This window comes from Nodosilinea sp. AN01ver1 (genome assembly GCF_050565655.1).
Classification (GTDB): Bacteria; Cyanobacteriota; Cyanobacteriia; order Phormidesmidales; family Phormidesmidaceae; genus Nodosilinea.
The window spans coordinates 13766-30065 of the sequence record NZ_JBNXVS010000057.1 but is presented as its reverse complement, the minus strand read 5'-3'; the positions used below and the strand labels follow the sequence as shown (position 1 = coordinate 30065).

Annotated in this window: 17 protein-coding genes; 12 read left to right on the top strand and 5 right to left on the bottom strand. The window is 58.6% G+C overall.

The features are described from left to right. Positions 1-838 precede the first annotated feature (838 nt). From ACQ4N7_RS26750 to ACQ4N7_RS26740, 3 genes are all read left to right on the top strand, one after another. On the top strand, positions 839-1054 hold the full coding sequence (locus tag ACQ4N7_RS26750; RefSeq protein ID WP_430714489.1) for a DUF2997 domain-containing protein: 216 nt from the start codon (positions 839-841) through the stop codon (positions 1052-1054). A gap of 38 nt (positions 1055-1092) precedes the next feature. Continuing rightward, positions 1093-1485: a DUF1257 domain-containing protein gene (locus ACQ4N7_RS26745; RefSeq protein WP_430714488.1), complete on the top strand. Its 393-nt coding sequence runs from the start codon at positions 1093-1095 to the stop codon at positions 1483-1485. Positions 1486-1706: 221 nt separating this feature from the next. After that, positions 1707-2180: a ferredoxin gene (locus tag ACQ4N7_RS26740; RefSeq protein ID WP_430714487.1), complete on the top strand. Its 474-nt coding sequence runs from the start codon at positions 1707-1709 to the stop codon at positions 2178-2180. 3 nt (positions 2181-2183) lie between these two features. Here the strand turns inward: ACQ4N7_RS26740 and ACQ4N7_RS26735 are convergent, their stop codons facing one another. From ACQ4N7_RS26735 to ACQ4N7_RS26720, 4 genes are all read right to left on the bottom strand, one after another. Then, positions 2184-3518 carry a DUF4335 domain-containing protein gene (locus ACQ4N7_RS26735; protein WP_430714486.1) on the bottom strand — a complete coding sequence of 445 codons (1335 nt, stop codon included), beginning with the start codon at positions 3516-3518 and terminating at the stop codon, positions 2184-2186. Positions 3519-3643: 125 nt separating this feature from the next. Continuing rightward, on the bottom strand, positions 3644-4210 hold the full coding sequence (locus ACQ4N7_RS26730; RefSeq protein ID WP_430714485.1) for a DUF3038 domain-containing protein: 567 nt from the start codon (positions 4208-4210) through the stop codon (positions 3644-3646). A gap of 108 nt (positions 4211-4318) precedes the next feature. Further along, entirely contained in the window at positions 4319-4888 is a 570-nt protein-coding gene (locus ACQ4N7_RS26725) for a Uma2 family endonuclease (RefSeq protein WP_430714484.1), read from the bottom strand. Between the two features lie 128 nt (positions 4889-5016). Then, positions 5017-5676, bottom strand: a complete 660-nt coding sequence (locus tag ACQ4N7_RS26720) for a YqiA/YcfP family alpha/beta fold hydrolase (protein WP_430714483.1) — start codon at positions 5674-5676, stop codon at positions 5017-5019. Positions 5677-6040: 364 nt separating this feature from the next. On the opposite strand from ACQ4N7_RS26720, the gene leuB reads away from it, so the two are divergent. The 6 genes from leuB (at position 6041) to ACQ4N7_RS26690 (ending at position 10865) form a co-directional block, all read left to right on the top strand. Continuing rightward, positions 6041-7123: a 3-isopropylmalate dehydrogenase gene (gene leuB / locus ACQ4N7_RS26715; RefSeq protein WP_430714482.1), complete on the top strand. Its 1083-nt coding sequence runs from the start codon at positions 6041-6043 to the stop codon at positions 7121-7123. A gap of 81 nt (positions 7124-7204) precedes the next feature. Beyond that, on the top strand, positions 7205-7483 hold the full coding sequence (locus ACQ4N7_RS26710; RefSeq protein WP_430714481.1) for a hypothetical protein: 279 nt from the start codon (positions 7205-7207) through the stop codon (positions 7481-7483). Between the two features lie 121 nt (positions 7484-7604). Next, the gene (gene hpsE / locus ACQ4N7_RS26705) at positions 7605-8795 is read left to right on the top strand and encodes a hormogonium polysaccharide biosynthesis glycosyltransferase HpsE (protein ID WP_430714480.1); all 1191 of its coding nucleotides are present in this window, start codon (positions 7605-7607) and stop codon (positions 8793-8795) included. A gap of 89 nt (positions 8796-8884) precedes the next feature. Further along, positions 8885-9106, top strand: coding sequence for a hypothetical protein (locus ACQ4N7_RS26700; protein WP_430714491.1), 222 nt, complete (start codon positions 8885-8887; stop codon positions 9104-9106). Then, positions 9052-9387: a diguanylate cyclase domain-containing protein gene (locus ACQ4N7_RS26695; RefSeq protein WP_430714490.1), complete on the top strand. Its 336-nt coding sequence runs from the start codon at positions 9052-9054 to the stop codon at positions 9385-9387. Before ACQ4N7_RS26700 ends, ACQ4N7_RS26695 begins: the two co-directional genes overlap by 55 nt. 122 nt (positions 9388-9509) lie before the next feature. Beyond that, on the top strand, positions 9510-10865 hold the full coding sequence (locus tag ACQ4N7_RS26690) for a PAS domain-containing sensor histidine kinase (protein ID WP_430714479.1): 1356 nt from the start codon (positions 9510-9512) through the stop codon (positions 10863-10865). A gap of 135 nt (positions 10866-11000) precedes the next feature. Here the strand turns inward: ACQ4N7_RS26690 and wrbA are convergent, their stop codons facing one another. Further along, positions 11001-11615, bottom strand: a complete 615-nt coding sequence (gene wrbA / locus ACQ4N7_RS26685) for an NAD(P)H:quinone oxidoreductase (RefSeq protein WP_430714478.1) — start codon at positions 11613-11615, stop codon at positions 11001-11003. An 888-nt stretch (positions 11616-12503) separates the two neighbouring features. Between wrbA and ACQ4N7_RS26680 the strand changes: the two genes are divergently transcribed. The 3 genes from ACQ4N7_RS26680 to ACQ4N7_RS26670 all read left to right on the top strand — a co-directional run bounded on the left by ACQ4N7_RS26680 (position 12504) and on the right by ACQ4N7_RS26670 (position 16240). Further along, on the top strand, positions 12504-13547 hold the full coding sequence (locus ACQ4N7_RS26680; protein ID WP_430714477.1) for a chemotaxis protein CheB: 1044 nt from the start codon (positions 12504-12506) through the stop codon (positions 13545-13547). 239 nt (positions 13548-13786) lie between these two features. Continuing rightward, positions 13787-14395: a chemotaxis protein CheB gene (locus ACQ4N7_RS26675; protein ID WP_430714476.1), complete on the top strand. Its 609-nt coding sequence runs from the start codon at positions 13787-13789 to the stop codon at positions 14393-14395. Positions 14396-14398: 3 nt separating this feature from the next. Next, positions 14399-16240, top strand: a complete 1842-nt coding sequence (locus ACQ4N7_RS26670; RefSeq protein WP_430714475.1) for a CheR family methyltransferase — start codon at positions 14399-14401, stop codon at positions 16238-16240. Positions 16241-16300 lie beyond the last annotated feature (60 nt).

The window sequence follows — 16300 nt, the reverse complement described above, 5'->3', positions numbered from 1 at the left end:
ACGTCATCAACCGGGCGAACCTGGGTATGGAAGTGATGCACGAGCGCAATGCTCACAACTTCCCCCTGGACCTGGCCACTGCTGAGGCTCCTGAAATCATCGGCTAGGCTTTGCTAGTCCATTGATTTGATAGAAGCGCTCCCTGCGGGGGGCGCTTTTTAGTTGGTTGCTCAAGGCTGGCTCGGTGCCACGAAAAGCGGGGCGAGCCAGCATTAGACTGAATCTGCCTTAGCTAACCCCCAGTGGGACTGGGCGAGCACCGTAACGCCTCTGGCTTGGCCCTCCGCAAGCCGCCTGTTTGAATTGGGGTTATGCGATTCGGATTTGGCATTAACACTCACCCTGATGTCCTACGGCTTCATCGGTTCAACTTAAGTAGAGTTACTTACTGACTAAAAAGCTGCGTAATTGCTTGATGTTAGAGATAGATACTTAAGAGAAGGCAGTAGGCACTGGGAGCGATAGTTTCTAACTGGTTGCAACAGCAGTGTTTCAGCAGACGGTTCACGCATCAATCTTTAATCTTCTTAATATTTCATCCTTTGGAATAGGTTGAAATAGTCCTGCCTAGAGTTATTTGGCCCTTCAAATTGATGCAATATGTAACTTAAGCTGCCTTGACGACCTTTGAAAGTTACGCGAAACTACATCTAATGGATGTGCCCGCTCACGAAATCAATGCGATACATTGACTTTCGTAATGAACGTTAGCAGGCTGTAGCTTAATTTAAGATTAGGTTGCTGCCTCGCTGCTACACCTGAGGGTAATACCGATCAGGGATGACATCAGTCGCCATTGCCCAAAGCCAGCATCACCAGTGTTGAGACCCATACCCCTATGGAAACGTTAGAGTTCATTATTTACCCCGACGGGCGGGTTAAGGAAACAGTAACCGGTATTGTGGGTGCCTCCTGTGCCGAAGTCACAGCGGCCATTGAGGCCCAGCTCGGTATTGTACTGGCCCAGCAGACCACCTCCGAGTACTTTGCTCAGAGTAATGAACAATTGGCAGCGGAGACTGTATCAGCCAAAACCGCCTACAGCCAGTGGTAAGTTTTCAATTTTCATAGTCCTCATACCCCCTGCAGAAGATGTCACACTTTAGCCAAATCAAAACCAAAATCCGCAATTTAGACTCTCTCAAGCTGGCTTTGAATGATTTAGGGACTGATTGGAAAGCCGGTCCTTGCGACGTGCGTGGCTATCAGGGCCTGACTGAAACCGCTGATGTGGTGATTGCCCAGGACAACGGCTACGACATAGGTTTTCGCCGTAACCCTGAAACCAGCGACTACGAGCTGGTGGCCGACCTGCAGTACTGGCAGCAGCCGCTAACGGTAGAGGGGTTTTTGCGCCAGGTAACCCAGCGCTATGCCTATAACACCGTGCTGTCTGAAACCTCGCGTCAGGGCTTTCAGGTAGCTGAAGAGCAGGTGCGTGAAGATGGCTCTGTGCGGCTGGTCGTGCAGCGCTGGAATGGCTAAAGCGTTGACCTTTTGAAGCTTGAAGAGGGGCTGCTTTGGCCCCTTTCTTTGTATTGGCCCCTAGGGCGTGCCATCAATTCTGGTCAGAAGCCTTGACTTCCAAGCCTTGCCACGCCCGACCCAAAAAACAGGCTAGGGGCTGTAAGCCTTGATTTTTAGGCTTCAGCAGCTAGTTGACGACAGCCCATAGCTGGGCTTTGAAGCACGAATGGCATAACACGATGACACATTTTGACGGCCAGCCCCAGGTGAATAGCCCCGATGCGACTGCCCTCCATACGACCGGCCTGGAGCCAGAGCTAGGCGGCAACCTACGGCAGTCTAGCGATCGCACCGGCCTGGAGCCAGAACTGGGCGGCCAGCTGCGCCAGAAGGGCGTCTATGTGGACGAAATTACCTGCATTGGCTGCAAGCACTGCGCCCATGTGGCCCGCAATACTTTCTACATCGAGCCTGACTACGGCAGGTCGCGGGTCTATCGCCAGGACGGCGACTCTGAAGACATCATTCAAGAGGCGATCGACACCTGCCCAGTCGACTGCATTCACTGGATTGACTACACCGAGCTGAAGCAGCTGGAGAGCGATCGCAAGCATCAGGTCATGCCAGTGGTCGGTTTTCCCGCAGACAAAGCCATATCGGTGTCGCGCATGCGCAGGGCCAAGCGCAAGAGCGATCGATCGCAGTCGTCCTAGGGCTCAACGCCCTGGCGGCACCACCACGACCTCACCCGACGGCAGAAACTGCACCTCCACTGTAGAAGGCTGATCCCTAGCCACACCAGGAATTGTGGTGCCAGGCTGGGGCAGGGTAGGGTTGTCGCGGTAGGTCGCAGAGAAGTCATTGAGGGGTTCTAGGGCTGTGACGGTGCCATCGGGCTCAAGGGTGAGGCGGTAGCGCAGGGTAGCGGCCAGGTTCGCAGGCGGACGCCACTGCCGCTGGAGGGTCAGGGTGAGCGTATTAATCCACTCCAGGGCCGGGCTGGGAGCAGCTGTGGTGGCCTGCTCTGGGCCAGCGTCAAATGCTTCAGGCCTGCTGCGTGCTGACTGCAGCGCCTCGGGGCTGGCCGGAGCCGATTCTGCTATTGCGCCTGCGTCTGGGCTGGCGGTCTGTGCCCCCGCGTCCGACTCAGCCTGGGAAGAGGCGGCGATGTCAGATTCAGCAGGGGCTGGGGCTGGGCTGATCGCAGAGGGCGGCGGTGACGCCTTGGGGGTGACGGCACCCGCTGAACTATCGGCTGGGGCGGCTGGGGCAGCTGGGGCGGCTGGGGCCGTAGTCGTGGGTACAGGGAGCGCTTCGCCTGTGGTGGAAGGCGGTTCTACGGCGGCAGTGGGTAAGTCGGCGGAGGATGCGCCCCCCCCGCTTTCTAGAGGCTGTTGACGGTCGCTGGGCGGCAGCGGTTGACCAGATTCGTTGGTCGTTGGGGGTTCGCTGGGCGAGAGCACCACTGGGCCAGGGGTCGTTGTCAGCAGCTGGTTACCCAGCAGGGCCGCAATGCCCACCGCCGCCACAGAGCCAACCCAAAGCGGCAGTCGAGGGCGCGATCGGCGGGCCCTGACCGGCGCGGCATCCGGTAAAATTTGGAGGTTGCCCTCGGCCTGCTCCAGGGTGTCGGCCAGATCGGCTAGCTGCAGGGTTGACAGCTCAACTATGTTGGGCGGATCTGGCGGGATGGCCAGGGTCAGCTGATGGCGGGTTAGCCCCACGGGCTGAAGCGTACTTTGGCCCTGAGATACAGCGCCTCCGGCGGTGAGTGCGTCGGCATTGAGATGGCGCTGCACGTAGGTTTGCACCAGCCCCGCCAGAGCCGAAAACTGCGGCTCGCGTCCGCTGATCTCAAAGATAATGGCCTGGTTAGTCGCCGACGCCGACGCAGCGTCAGCTTCTTCGCCATACATTTGCAGCGAAAAGCGCGATCGCCCCAGCACCGGGCGACCCGTAACCTGACTCAGGGGCGAAAGCTCCCCCACCAGCCGTAGGGTGCAGGTGCCCGCTGCATATTCGTAGGAGGTGACAGTGGCGGTCTGAGCCATGGGCTTCGGCTGGGTGGGTTACAGGTTCAAAATTCAAAAGGCAACGTTCAAAGGGTTGCTCAGGTGGTGGCTAACAAGTCCTTCTCAAGCAGCAGCTCAAATCCAAAATCGCATCAAAATTCTCCTCACTTTTCCGCTCGTTCCAGCAGGGCCACCCACAGCTTACGACTGCCGCCGGAGCCACTGTAGAACAGCAGATCGACCAGCAGCTTTAGCCCCAGGGTCGTGATCTCGTCGGTGGTGGCGGTTTGGTCGCCCTCCATACGGTCCTGGTAGGCGTTGCTGAAGGCGTCGAGGTAGTCGCCTAGCTGAGCGGTACGGTGGGGAGGCTGCCCCTGGGCGAGGGCCTGCTCTAGGCGCGCCACGGCCTGGCGAATGGGGTCGCGGTGGGCGATCGCCAGATGACAACTCACCAGCACCAGGGCGCGGGCTTCGTCGACATCGAGCTTTTTGCGGCCCTGCCCCTTGCGCAGCGGGCTGGCCTGCCGCAAGCGCCACAGGTTGACGCGATCGCTGAGCAAATCCGACACCCCCAGAGTCTCTGCCGCCGCCAGCATGGCATCGGACCCCAGGCCGGTGAGGGCTTCTAGGGCCAGCAGCACCAGGTCGAGCTGAGCCTTGATGCTGTGCAGCTGACGCGGGGTCGGCGCTGGCTGGGCCGGATTGTGCTCACTGAGGGAAGACGGTTCCACCGGGCTGCCCTGTTACTAACGTAGAGGATTGGGCTAATTGTGGCACGGGGGTTGCAATTCTTGAAACGGGTTTGGCAACTGCCGTTTGAGGAACACAGCACAACTGGCCTAACGGCTGAACAGATGCTCTACCTGGCAGCTAAACCCCGGCAATAGGGGAGAGGTTAAGGTGTCTTGGCTCAGTAGAGTGGCACTTAAAACTAGCTGGGCAGCCTGGCGGCGATAGACTTCAACCTGCCGAGTAAAGCGATCGCAAATCCAGTATTCCTGAACGCCTCGAATAGAGTAAAGTTTGAGCTTTGCTTCCCGGTCGCGGCGAATGTTGTTCGTCCCCGGCGACAGTACCTCGACCACCAGCTCTGGAAAATCGGTCAGGTGCCCAGCCTCATCTTCAATCAAGGCCAACCGTTCGTTGCTCACCCAGGCCACATCGGGAATCACGCTGTCAGCGTCGGATACCACAATCCCCGGAGCCGGAATGGCCTCACCCAGACCAGTCTCAGCAGACCAGGTATCTAGAACGGCAAACACCCTGCCAGCGGCCTGCTGGTGACAACGATGGGGCGATCGAGTCACGAACAACTCTCCATCAATGATTTCGTAGCGCGTGCCTTCGCTCTGGGGCAGCACCTCCAGATCGTGAATTGTCCAGCGAATTTGCGCCGTGGCCTGAGTCATAAACTGAACCTTATCTTTACCCTGACGGGTTAGATCACCCCTATCATACCTGTTGCTTTTACTGGTCAGAGCTTAGCCTTCAGCTGACCTCTCGACCATCCCAATTCATCAGCCATCTCAATTCATCATTACTCTTTAGAGATGCCTAAGCCCAGAAAATCACGAGTGTGCCGCCAAATGTCGGCTTCTACATCTACCAGAGCGTGGTCGCTGGGGAGTTCGACCAGGCGCACCCAGGGGCGAGGGACGGCGTAGGCGCGGCTGGCTTCTATAGATATAGTTTCGTCCTGGGTGCCGTGGAGAATCAGGGTAGGAATTGGGGCGGTCAACCTATCGTCTTGGTAGCCCTGGGCATCGGTAATGAACTCGTAGTGGAGGGGAATCTGCCGCTGCTCGGTGTAGTGGTAGACCGGGAGAATGCCCTCGGTGCGCCAGGTTTCTAACTGCTCGGGGCCGATGCGGGGCAGCCACTGCTTGAGGAAGTTAAAGGCGGGGGCCAACAGCACGAGTTTTTCGATGCGTTCTGTAATGGCAGGCTGCTGGGCGACCCAGGCGGCGGTGAGGCCCCCCAGGCTAGAGCCGATCAGTACCGTAGGTTCATTCTGCGACAAAATTAAGGCGCTGACCTGCTGAATCTGGCGGCTGAGGGTGAGGCGGGCAAAGTCGCCCTGGTTGAGGTCGGGGATGATCAGAGGGATGCCCAGGTTGGCGAGACGGGTTTTCATGGCTTGGGCTTTGGCTGAGCGAGGGCTGGAAGCGAAGCCGTGGAGGTAGAGGTATTGGGGCATGGGGTGGAGGAGGGGGCGGGTAGGTGGGTGACGGTCCCTGAGCGGAGTCGAAGGGGTAGGTGGGTAGACGGCCCCTGAGCGGAGTCGAAGGGGTAGGTGGGTAGACGGCCCCTGAGCGGAGTCGAAGGGGTAGGTGGGTGAGAATGGGAGAATCCTTGAGCGATACCAGACTAAATCAAAGCAGGAATCTGATAGGGGCAAACGGTTGTTTGCCCGTGCAGGGTATCGGCTCTAAGCCCGTGCTGGATGGGTGGGTACGTCGGTGAAGGGGAAACCCCTGGGGGTATGATATTGAATCGGTGCGCTTCCCAGGCTGGTTGGTGGGCAGTGCCCACCCTGCGGTAAATCACATTTCTCAAACGCTATGACTTCGACCTATCGCATTACTCTGCTGCCCGGTGACGGCATTGGCCCTGAGATTATGGCGGTGGCGGTGGACGTGCTCAAGACTGTGGGCGGCCAGATGGATCTGGCCTTTGAGTTTGAGGAGGCGCTGATTGGTGGGGCGGCGATCGACGCGACCGGGGAGCCGCTGCCGGAGGACACGTTAAAGACCTGTAAGGGCAGCGATGCGGTGCTGCTGGCGGCGATCGGGGGCTACAAATGGGATACGCTGCCTCGGCACCAGCGACCTGAGACGGGGCTGCTGGGGCTGCGATCGGGGCTTGAACTCTTTGCTAATTTGCGCCCCGCCACCATTCTGCCCCAGCTGATTGATGCCTCTTCCCTAAAGCGAGAAGTCGTAGAGGGTGTGGACATCATGGTGGTGCGGGAGCTGACGGGGGGCATTTACTTCGGCAGCCCCAAGGGGGTGTTTGAAACCGAGACGGGAGAAAAGCGGGGCGTCAACACTATGGCCTACACCGATCGCGAGATCGATCGCATTGGCAAGGTCGCCTTTGAGACGGCCCAGAAGCGCAAGGGCCAGCTCTGCTCGGTGGATAAGGCCAACGTGCTGGAGGTGTCGCAGCTGTGGCGCGATCGCATTACCGCCCTCTCTGCCGACTACCCCGATGTCACCCTCACCCACATGTATGTCGACAACGCCGCCATGCAGCTGATTCGCTGGCCCAAGCAGTTCGACACCATCGTGACGGGCAATTTGTTTGGCGATATTTTGTCGGATGCGGCGGCGATGCTGACCGGCAGCATTGGCATGCTGCCCTCGGCCAGCCTGGGAGCCAGCGGGCCTGGGGTCTACGAGCCCGTGCACGGGTCAGCCCCCGACATTGCTGGGCAAGACAGGGCCAACCCCCTGGCCCAGGTGCTGAGCGCCGCCATGATGTTGCGCTACGGCCTCGACCAGCCCGTCGCCGCCGATCGCATTGAGCAGGCGGTAACAACAGTTTTAGATCAGGGTTATCGAACTGGCGATATCATGTCTGAAAGCATGACCCAGGTGGGTTGCAAGGCGATGGGCGAAGCCCTGCTGCGTGCCCTGGCGTAAAGTTCTTTCTAGAAGCCCTTCTAGAGTTTGCTGCCCCTGGAAAGATCGATTAGAGTCTGTCTATAAGCGCACAGGTGAGCCGTGTACGGTCTACAGCAACCCCCTTTTTCAAGTCAGTCGCCCAGCCAGCTGCCGGAACCCAGCGCCCCACCGATGGCGCTTAACCCGGCCCTGCTGAAGTCGGCCCGGCAAATTTATCGCACCTATTACGAAGTACACCCCGAAGATGTGCAGCGCCCCATCGGCATTGCCATCAGCACCAAGACCCATCGGGGTAAGCTCATCTTTGGCGATCGCCCTGTGCTGCTGCCCAACGAGTGCTTTGTGCCCATCAGCCAGATCGAGCCGGGGCTGCACTAGGCTAGCACTGCGGTCAGCCGTCGCCAACCAGGCCACAAGTCCGGCCATCAGCAGGATATCGGGCTATTCTCGGCGGGCACACTGGGTAGCGTAACCCAGTAGTGCAAAGGACTTGGCACCTATGGCTGAGCTGTCTCTTCCTGCCCTAGCGACATCGGTACCCTCTGCCTGGGCAAGCTCGCCACCCGCCAAACTGCTGACCCCGCCTGACACCTCCAGGCGGCGGGCTATGACCCATCGGCCTTTGCCCAGCTATACCCAGCGGCTGCTGCGACAGCTGCGGCTCAAGCTCGCCACCGCTTCTCCCGGCTCAGAGGCCCTCGATTTGGCCGTGGTGATCTGTACCTACAACGGCGAGCAGCGCTTGCCCCAGGTGCTCGACTGTCTGCTGGCCCAGCTGGGCACCGAGCACCTGGCCTGGGAGGTGATTGTGGTTGACAACAACAGCACCGACGGCACCGCCCAGGTGGTTAAAACCTACCAGCAGCAGTGGCCTCAAGATATTCCGCTGCGCTACGCCTTTGAGCCGCGCCAGGGGGCTGGCTACGCCCGCCAGCACGCCATCGGCATTGCCCGCAGCCCGCTGGTGGGGTTTTTAGACGACGACAACCATCCGGCGCTGGGCTGGGTGCTGGCGGCTCACCGCTTCAGCCAGGCTCACCCCCAGGCAGGGGCCTTTGGCAGCCGCATTCGAGGCGATTTTGAAACCGCGCCGCCGCCCAACTTCGATCGCATTGGGGCCATGCTCGCCCTCACCGAGCGCGGGTCTGAGCCGCTAATCTACGACCCGCGGCAGAAAGTTTTGCCCCCGGCGGCGGGGCTGGTGGTGCGGCGGCAGGCCTGGCTAGCCAGCGTGCCTGAGCAGCTATCGCTAGCCGATGCGATTGGCTTTCGGGCGGCGGGCGAAGATTTGGAGGTGGTGCTCTACATGCAGCGCCACGGCTGGGAGGTGTGGTACAACCCGGCGATGCGCATGCAGCATCAGATTCCGGCCAGCCGGTTTGAGCGCGACTACCTGCTGCGGCTGTTTCGCGGCATTGGCCTCAGCCGCCACCGCACCCGTATGCTGAGCGTGGCCGGGTGGCTGTGGCCGCTGATGACGCTTTTGTACATGGCGAATGACCTGTGCAAGATTGCGCGCCACCTGCTCAGGTACCGGGCTGAGGCGATCGCCGATACGGTGGCCGCCTGCGAACTCACGCTGTATGTCTACAGCCTGGTTAGCCCGTTTTATATGGTTCAGCGCTGGTGGCGACAGCGGCAGCGATGTGGCATTGCTCAGCGAATTCGCGCTAGGAATAGCCGTCCGTAGCTCCTTATATTAACCAGCCCTCTGCGCTCAATCTTCGCGATCTTGAGCCATTTAACCAGAGCATTTCATCTGCCGTTGAGAAAGCTGAAATGCTCTGGCGCATGCTGCAAACTGTGCCCCATTTCACCCCAGAACTGCGTCAGCAAGCCCTAGAGGGGCTGCGGTGGAGCCTAGAAGACCTGCAGGTCGCCCACAAAATTGCGATTCAGCAGTCGGCCCTGCACGCCGAAACCCAGCGGCTGGCGGCGATCGCTGCCTGCAAACCATTGCCAACGGCCTCAAAGGGCCGCTCAAACGGCCCCAAGATTTGATTGCTTGCTACGGCGGTAAAGAGTTTGCCGCCATTTTGCCCCAGACCACTGTGGCCGGGGCTCGGTTTTTGGCCGCCACCTGTCTGGCCCACATTCAAAGTCTTGACCTGCCGCATTCCAGTTCGCCGCTGCGGGTGCTAGCCTGGAGCTTTAAAGCGGCAAGCCTGGTGCCTACCGTTGGCCAGCGGGTCGAAAACCTGGTGCAAATGGCCGACCAAGCTCTATACGAGGCCAAAGCCAGAGGTCGTAATCAGGTGGTCACCTGGCCGATTGACCGCTAAAGTTTGACTGACATACAGTATCCTGACAGTCAGCACTTCTCAATACAAATACTCATGGCGGGGGATGTGAATATCTGCCATTGACGACAGACTGAGCCCAAGGTGACCAACAAGGGGGCAGTGTGAGTGCGCTTCAAGCCAAATTTTTTACCCAGTACCTACAAAAAGTTAATGACCGGGTCAAAACACTGTATGACGGTGCCCAAGAATTCCCTACCGATCAATCGCAGCATTTGGTTTTGGCCTTAGAAGAGCTGCGCCTGGCGGTCGAAGAACTGCACGTTGCCGAAGAAGAACTACTCACCCAAAACGATCAGCTTATCGCCGCTCGGCATGTAGCCGAAAACGAGCGCCAGCGCTACCAGCACCTGTTTGAGTTTGCCCCCGACGGCTATCTGGTTACCGACCTCAATGGCGTGGTGCAGGAGGCCAACCGGGCGGCGGCCATGCTGCTGAATGCTGAGCAACGATATTTGCGGGGCAAACCCCTGGTTACCCATGTCGCTCAGGCCGAGCGGGTCAACTTTCGCACCCTGCTTAGCCAAATTCGGCAGACTCGGCGGGTACAGGGCTGGGAACTGACGATCGCAGGGCGATGGGCGGAGCCGATTACGGTAGAGATTACTGTGCAAACTGTCGAAGATGTAGACGGTACTGCGGTAGGGCTGCGGTGGCAAATGCGAGACATTAGCGATCGCAAAAAAGCCGAAGCTGCCATCGCTCAGCTTCAGGCCCAAAATCTGGAGCTGCTAGAATCCGATCGACTCAGAGCCCAGCTTTTGGCCACCGTTTCCCACGAGCTAAAGACGCCGATGACGGCGATTTTGGGGTTTTCGCAGGTGCTGATGAGGCAGTTTAGCCCCAACCAAGACCCCAGGGCGATCAAAATGGCCGAGCGCATTCACCACAATGGCCAGCACCTGCTCAGCCTGATCGAAAACATGCTCAACTTTTCGCGGCTGCGGGCGCACCAGGTCGAGCTAAAACTCGAAACCTTTGACCTGCTCGAACTGGTCAACACCACCCTCGACGAGCTACAGCCGCTGGCCGCCCAAAAAGCGATCGCCCTCGAAACCGACCTGCCCGATGCGCCCCTGCTAATCACCAACGATCGCGCTCGTCTGCGGCAAATTATTACCAACCTGTGGTCAAACGCAATCAAGTTTACCGACAGTGGCCGGGTAACGGTGAGAGTAAAAGCGCTGCCCGCCGACCGCCTATTGCTGGTCTTGCAAGATACCGGCTGCGGCATTAGCGCCGAAGATCAGACCTATATTTTTCAAGAATTTTGGCAGGTTCACAACGCTCGCAGCACGGCTCAGGGAACAGGGCTGGGGCTGGCGATCGTGCATGCTCTGGTCAAGGTTATGCAGGGCAGCATTACGGTAGAAAGCGAGCTGGGCCGGGGCAGCCAATTTTGCGTTGAGCTGCCGCAGACGGTGGCACCCTGCCGCATGAGCTTTGCCCTCAAGCCCTGAGCGATCAGACTTGGCTGTTCACTGATGCCCTGACTCCGTCTGGGCACCTTAGTTTTGCGGCTCTGCCGCTCGGCTCAGAAGCCAGAGCCTTGAACGAACATGCCAATGCAGAGCATTGGCACGAGAAGCAGCTTGCTACCCCCGCACTTTGGTTGTCACCTCAGCGACGCGCTGGCCCAGGGCGCGGGCGATCGCCAAATCTTCGGGCTTGGGCTGTAGCTCGCCCTGGCCGCCTGCAATGGTAGAGGGGCCGTAGGGTGTACCGCCCCGCGCCTCGGTGTGAATCATGCCCGTCACCGAGTAGGGCACGCCGACCACCAGCATGCCCAGGTGCAGCAGCGGCACCATCATCGTCAGCAGGGTGGTTTCCTGGCCGCCGTGGGTCGAGGCGGTGGAGGTAAACACCCCCGCTGGCTTGCCCTCCATGTCGCCATTCAGCCACAGGCTGGCGGTGGAGTCGAAGAGCTGCTTCATCTGGGCGGTCATGTTGCCGTAGCGGGTGGGCGAGCCAAACACCACGCCATCGGCAGCTTTGAGGTCATCTACAGTACACACAGGAATGTCTTGCTGCTGCTCGCGCACCTGTCGGGCGGCGTCGTTGCTATCGATAATTTGGTTGACGGCGTCAAACTCCTGCACCCGTCGCAGCTCTACCTCTATGCCAGATACCTGCTTGGCTCCTTCAACGACAGCCTGGGCTAGCTGCATTGTGTGGCCGTACATTGTGTAGTAAACGACTAGCAGTTTCATGCCTTCTCCAAATTTCCGCCGATTGTCGCATCAGGGAACAAAATGACGCAACAACCCGATAGTCCTGCATCTAGGGACAGTTTTTATCTCTCCAAAGAAAGACTTTTGTGAGAGAAAAAGTTTGGCAGCAGAACTTTGCTCTTGAGGGGCTTGCGTTTTTAGGAAGTGTTCATTGTTTTTATCGTGCCAACGCTCCTGCGTTGACACTGGCTCCTCAGACGCTCCTGCGTCTGCTCGAAGCGGGGCGCAGGAGCGCCATTGTGGACATTCCACGCGGAGCGTAGGAACGATAGAATGATTGAGCTGACCCAACGCGACAGCGATCTGGATTGCCTAAATTAACGATTGCAGCCCTGTAACCGTTAATCACAGCCCTGTAACCATTAATCACAGCCCTGTAATTGTTAATCACAGCCCTGTAACCATTAATCACAGCCCTGTGATTGTTTATCGCAGCCCTGTAATTGTTAATCACAGCCCTGTAATTGTTAATCGCAGTGGTGCGATCGTTTATCGCATTCGTGCGGTTGTTTAGTTGACCTGAGCAATAAAGTTTCCGCCCCAGAGGCTTGTATCAGCCAACTGTGGGTCGAGCCCCATCTGGTGCCCCAATGCTGAGTATTGGAACGAGGGGCAGTAGGAAGGCCCTGGATGATTGATGATCGCAGCCCGTGGTTTATCGATCGCACCAGCAATGTAGGGGGGGCCAACCTTGCAAAAGTGGGATGCACCAGCAATGTGGGCGTTTCATTCGGGTAGAGTCCTGGGCTATCCCCTCTCTCAGACATTCACTTGGGGGGATGTTTATGGTTGGCGATGGGGCTATGCTATGCGTTGGTGCAAAATAACTTGCCCATTCACAATTTGCCCATTTGTTAGGAGCCCATTATGGCAAGTCACTGCATTGTCGTAATCGGAGCTTCTGCGGGCGGGGTTGAGGCCTTGGCTCGGCTGATTGAGTTGCTGCCCCCCAACTTAAATGCGGCCATTTTTGTGACCATACATTTTCCGCCCTACGGCGTTAGCTTTTTGCCCGACATTCTCAACCGCCTCGACACGCTGCCTGCGGCCCACCCTCAGAATGGGGAAGCCATTCAGCCGGGTCGCGTCTATATTGCCCCGCCCGACTATCACCTGCTGGTTCATGCCGACACTGTAGAGCTGAGCCGGGGGCCAAAGGAAAACGGCCATCGTCCTGCTGTTGACCCCATGTTTCGCTCGGCGGCCAAGGCCTACGGGGCCAGGGTGATTGGCGTGGTGCTTACCGGCATGCTCGACGACGGCACCAGCGGCTTCAGCGCCATTAAGGCCGAGGGGGGCCTGGCTCTGGTACAAGACCCTGCCGAGGCGATGTTTAGAAGCATGCCCGAGAGCGCGATCGCAAACGTAGCGGTCGATCGCGTGCTGCCGCTGGCCGATCTGGCCAAGGAAATTGCGTTCCTGACCACCCGCACCCCAGATGCCTCCGCTATGACCTCTGAACAGCCCAGGTTTGAAGACGAGATTGTCGCTGACGAAAAAGCGGCGGCTGAACAGGGGGAGCGCTCGAATGCGGCGTCGCCCCTCACCTGCCCCGACTGCGGCGGCGTGCTGTGGGAGCTGCGGGAGGGCAACCTGCTGCGGTATCGCTGCCACGTGGGCCACGCCTACTCGCTCGACAGTTTGGTTGCCGAACAGGCCGACGACCTGGAGCGCGCCCTGTGGACGGCAGTACGCGCGATCGAAGAGCGCGCCGCGCTGTCGCGGCGGTTGGAGACCTACGCCAGAGAGCAAAACCGACCCAAGTCGGCAGAGCAGTTTGCCAAACGCGCCGCCGATGCCGAGCAAAATGTCGAACTGGTCAGGCAAATTATTCTGCGTCAGCAAGAAATGCGGCTACAGGGCGGCAATCTTTCTTCAGACCAGGTCTCTGACCTGGAGTCGAGTCTTTAACCTATAGCTGACGAGGGCGGCGGCCCTGGCTGTCCTACAATTTATTGCTTTTGTACTTAAAAAAAAAACATAGCCTAAACTACATCAGATGCGCTTAGAACAACGTTGTTCTAAAGTTTTCTGTTTACAACTCGATTTTCGCCGCATCAAACCAGGCCCAACCTGAGCATCCGGCTGAGATTGGGCTGAACCCGTTGGGTCGTTTGTTGTAGGGTTATTTGCCATGTCAAAGGAAACCCATGACTGATGCCCCGCCATCGACTGCCCCGCTAGCCTCCCGGTTCGAGCTGGTCACCATTGTCGCGTCGGCGGGTGGAATCAAGGCTTTGGGCGAGCTGCTGCCCCAGTTGCCCGTTGATTTTGCCGTCGCCCTGATTGTGGTCATGCACCTCAACCCCAACACCGCCAGCCTGCTGCCCCAAATTTTGAACCGCATGACGGCGCTGAAGGTCAAAGATGCCGAAGCCGGAGAGAAAATTGAAGCCACGACCATTTACACTGCCCCCCCCGACCATCATCTGCTGGTGACGGGCGATCGCAGGCTGCGCCTGACGCAAACTCAAAAAGTAAACTTTACCCGCCCCGCCGCCGACTGCACGCTAATCTCGGTGGCGAAGTGCTTTGGCCACCAAGCGATCGCCGTGGTGCTCACGGGCTATGGCCACGACGGCGCGTTGGGGGTACGCGCTATCAAGCAGCACGGCGGTCGGGTGATTGCGCAAGACCCGGCTACCGCCAGCGTGGCCAACATGCCCCAGGCCGCGATCGCTACCGGTGCGGTCGATTGGGTTTTGCCGCTCGAGCAAATTCCGCCCGCCCTGGCTAAACTAGTGCAGCGACGAGGGTAGTTTGTGACAAGCGATCTGGAAAATACCGACTTCAAGGCCCTGCTTGACCACATCTGCACCAATCGAGGGGTCGATTTTAGCGGCTACAAGCGCTCCAGCCTGATGCGCCGAGTGAGTCGGCGCATGCAGGTCGTTGGGGTCGACTCCTTTATCGCCTACATCGACTATCTAGAGGTGCACCCCCACGAGTTTCAGCAGTTGTTTAACACCCTGCTGATCAACGTCACCTCGTTTTTTCGCGACACCAGCGCCTGGGATACGCTGCGTGGCGAAATTGTGCCCGCCATTTTGCGCGCCAAGCCCGGTGAAACCGCGATTCGGGTCTGGAGCGCTGGCTGCGCCTCGGGCCAAGAAGCCTATTCCATCGCCATTTTGTTGGCCGAGCTGCTGGGGATTGAGGCATTTCAAGATCGGGTCAAAATTTACGCCACCGACCTCGACGACGATGCCCTGGCCGAAGCCCGCCAGGCCACCTACTCGCAGCAAAAGGTAGAGGGCCTTTCAGCCGCCCAGCTGGAGCAGTTTTTTGAGGACAAGGAAGGGCTTTACACCTTTCGCAAAGATCTGCGCCGCCTGGTCATTTTTGGTCGCCACGACCTGATTCAAGACGCCCCCATTTCGAAGGTCGATCTGCTGCTGTGCCGCAATACATTGATGTATTTCAATGCTGAAACCCAGAGCCGAATTTTGGCCCGGTTTCACTTTGCCCTGCGCGACAATGGCTATTTGTTTTTGGGCAAAGCCGAAATGCTGCTCACCCACAGCGATATGTTTAGCCCGGTGCAGCTCAAGGGGCGAATTTTTTCTAAAGTGCCCCGCACCAACGTGCGCGATCGCCTGCTGATCATGACCCAAACCGGCAGCGAAGACGCCGCCGATCGCCTATCTGACCAGATGCGGCTGCGCGAGACCGCCTTTGACGTTGGCCCGGTGGCCCGCATCGTGCTCGACCACAGCGGCGTGCTGGCAATGGCCAACCAGCGGATGCGGGTGCTGTTTGGCCTCTCCCAGCGCGATGTAGGCCGCCCCCTGCGAGATCTAGAACTCTCCTATCGCCCGGTAGAGCTGCGATCGTGCCTCGAAGAAGCCTACGAGAGCCGCCGCACCGTTGCCCTGTCCGATATCGTCTGGCAAAACTCGCGGGGCGACGCCGTTTTTTTAGAGGTGCAGGTTAACCCCCTGTTGACCAGCGACGGCGCTATCTTGGGAGCCAGCGTTAGCTTTGTCGATGTCACCCGCTTTAAGCGCCTGCAGGCCGAACTCGAACACTCCAACCAGGAGCTGGAGATGGCCTACGAAGAGCTGCAATCGACCAACGAAGAACTCGAAACCACCAACGAAGAACTCCAGTCGGCCAACGAAGAACTCGAAACCACCAACGAAGAGCTGCAATCGACCAACGAAGAGCTGGAGACCATGAACGAAGAACTCCAGTCGGCCAACGAAGAACTGCAAACCGTCAACGACGAACTCCAGCGCCGCAGCGAAGACCTCAACCACAGCAACGCCTTTTTAGAAAGCGTGTTCACCAGCCTCAAGGGGGGCGTGGTGGTGGTGAACCACGACTTTCAGGTGCAGATCTGGAACCAAAAAGCTCAGGACCTCTGGGGCCTGCGCCCCGAAGAAGCCGTCGGCCAAAACTTTCTCAACCTCGACATTGGCCTGCCGGTGGGGCAGCTGCGCCAGCCCATTCGCGACTGCCTTGCCCTGGTCGACGGCAACGCCGCCGAAGTCACGCTGGAAGCCGTCAATCGCAAAGGGCGCAACATTACCTGTCGAGTCACCTGCACTCCCCTGATGAACTCCGACCACCAGTCCCAGGGCGTAATCGTAATTATGGAATAGGGCCGCCCGTATGCAGGGTAAATCCGAATCGCATCACCCTGTCTCCAAACAGAAACCTCG

Bases quoted from the DNA above. Each gene is read 5' to 3' on its own strand.
- ACQ4N7_RS26750 (WP_430714489.1), top strand. From the start codon at position 839: ATGGAAACGTTAGAGTTCATTATTTACCCCGACGGGCGGGTTAAGGAA.
- ACQ4N7_RS26745 (WP_430714488.1), top strand. From the start codon at position 1,093: ATGTCACACTTTAGCCAAATCAAAACCAAAATCCGCAATTTAGACTCT.
- ACQ4N7_RS26740 (WP_430714487.1), top strand. From the start codon at position 1,707: ATGACACATTTTGACGGCCAGCCCCAGGTGAATAGCCCCGATGCGACT.
- ACQ4N7_RS26735 (WP_430714486.1), bottom strand. From the start codon at position 3,518: ATGGCTCAGACCGCCACTGTCACCTCCTACGAATATGCAGCGGGCACC.
- ACQ4N7_RS26725 (WP_430714484.1), bottom strand. From the start codon at position 4,888: ATGACTCAGGCCACGGCGCAAATTCGCTGGACAATTCACGATCTGGAG.
- ACQ4N7_RS26720 (WP_430714483.1), bottom strand. From the start codon at position 5,676: ATGCCCCAATACCTCTACCTCCACGGCTTCGCTTCCAGCCCTCGCTCA.
- leuB (WP_430714482.1), top strand. From the start codon at position 6,041: ATGACTTCGACCTATCGCATTACTCTGCTGCCCGGTGACGGCATTGGC.
- hpsE (WP_430714480.1), top strand. From the start codon at position 7,605: ATGGCTGAGCTGTCTCTTCCTGCCCTAGCGACATCGGTACCCTCTGCC.
- ACQ4N7_RS26700 (WP_430714491.1), top strand. From the start codon at position 8,885: ATGCTCTGGCGCATGCTGCAAACTGTGCCCCATTTCACCCCAGAACTG.
- wrbA (WP_430714478.1), bottom strand. From the start codon at position 11,615: ATGAAACTGCTAGTCGTTTACTACACAATGTACGGCCACACAATGCAG.
- ACQ4N7_RS26680 (WP_430714477.1), top strand. From the start codon at position 12,504: ATGGCAAGTCACTGCATTGTCGTAATCGGAGCTTCTGCGGGCGGGGTT.
- ACQ4N7_RS26675 (WP_430714476.1), top strand. From the start codon at position 13,787: ATGACTGATGCCCCGCCATCGACTGCCCCGCTAGCCTCCCGGTTCGAG.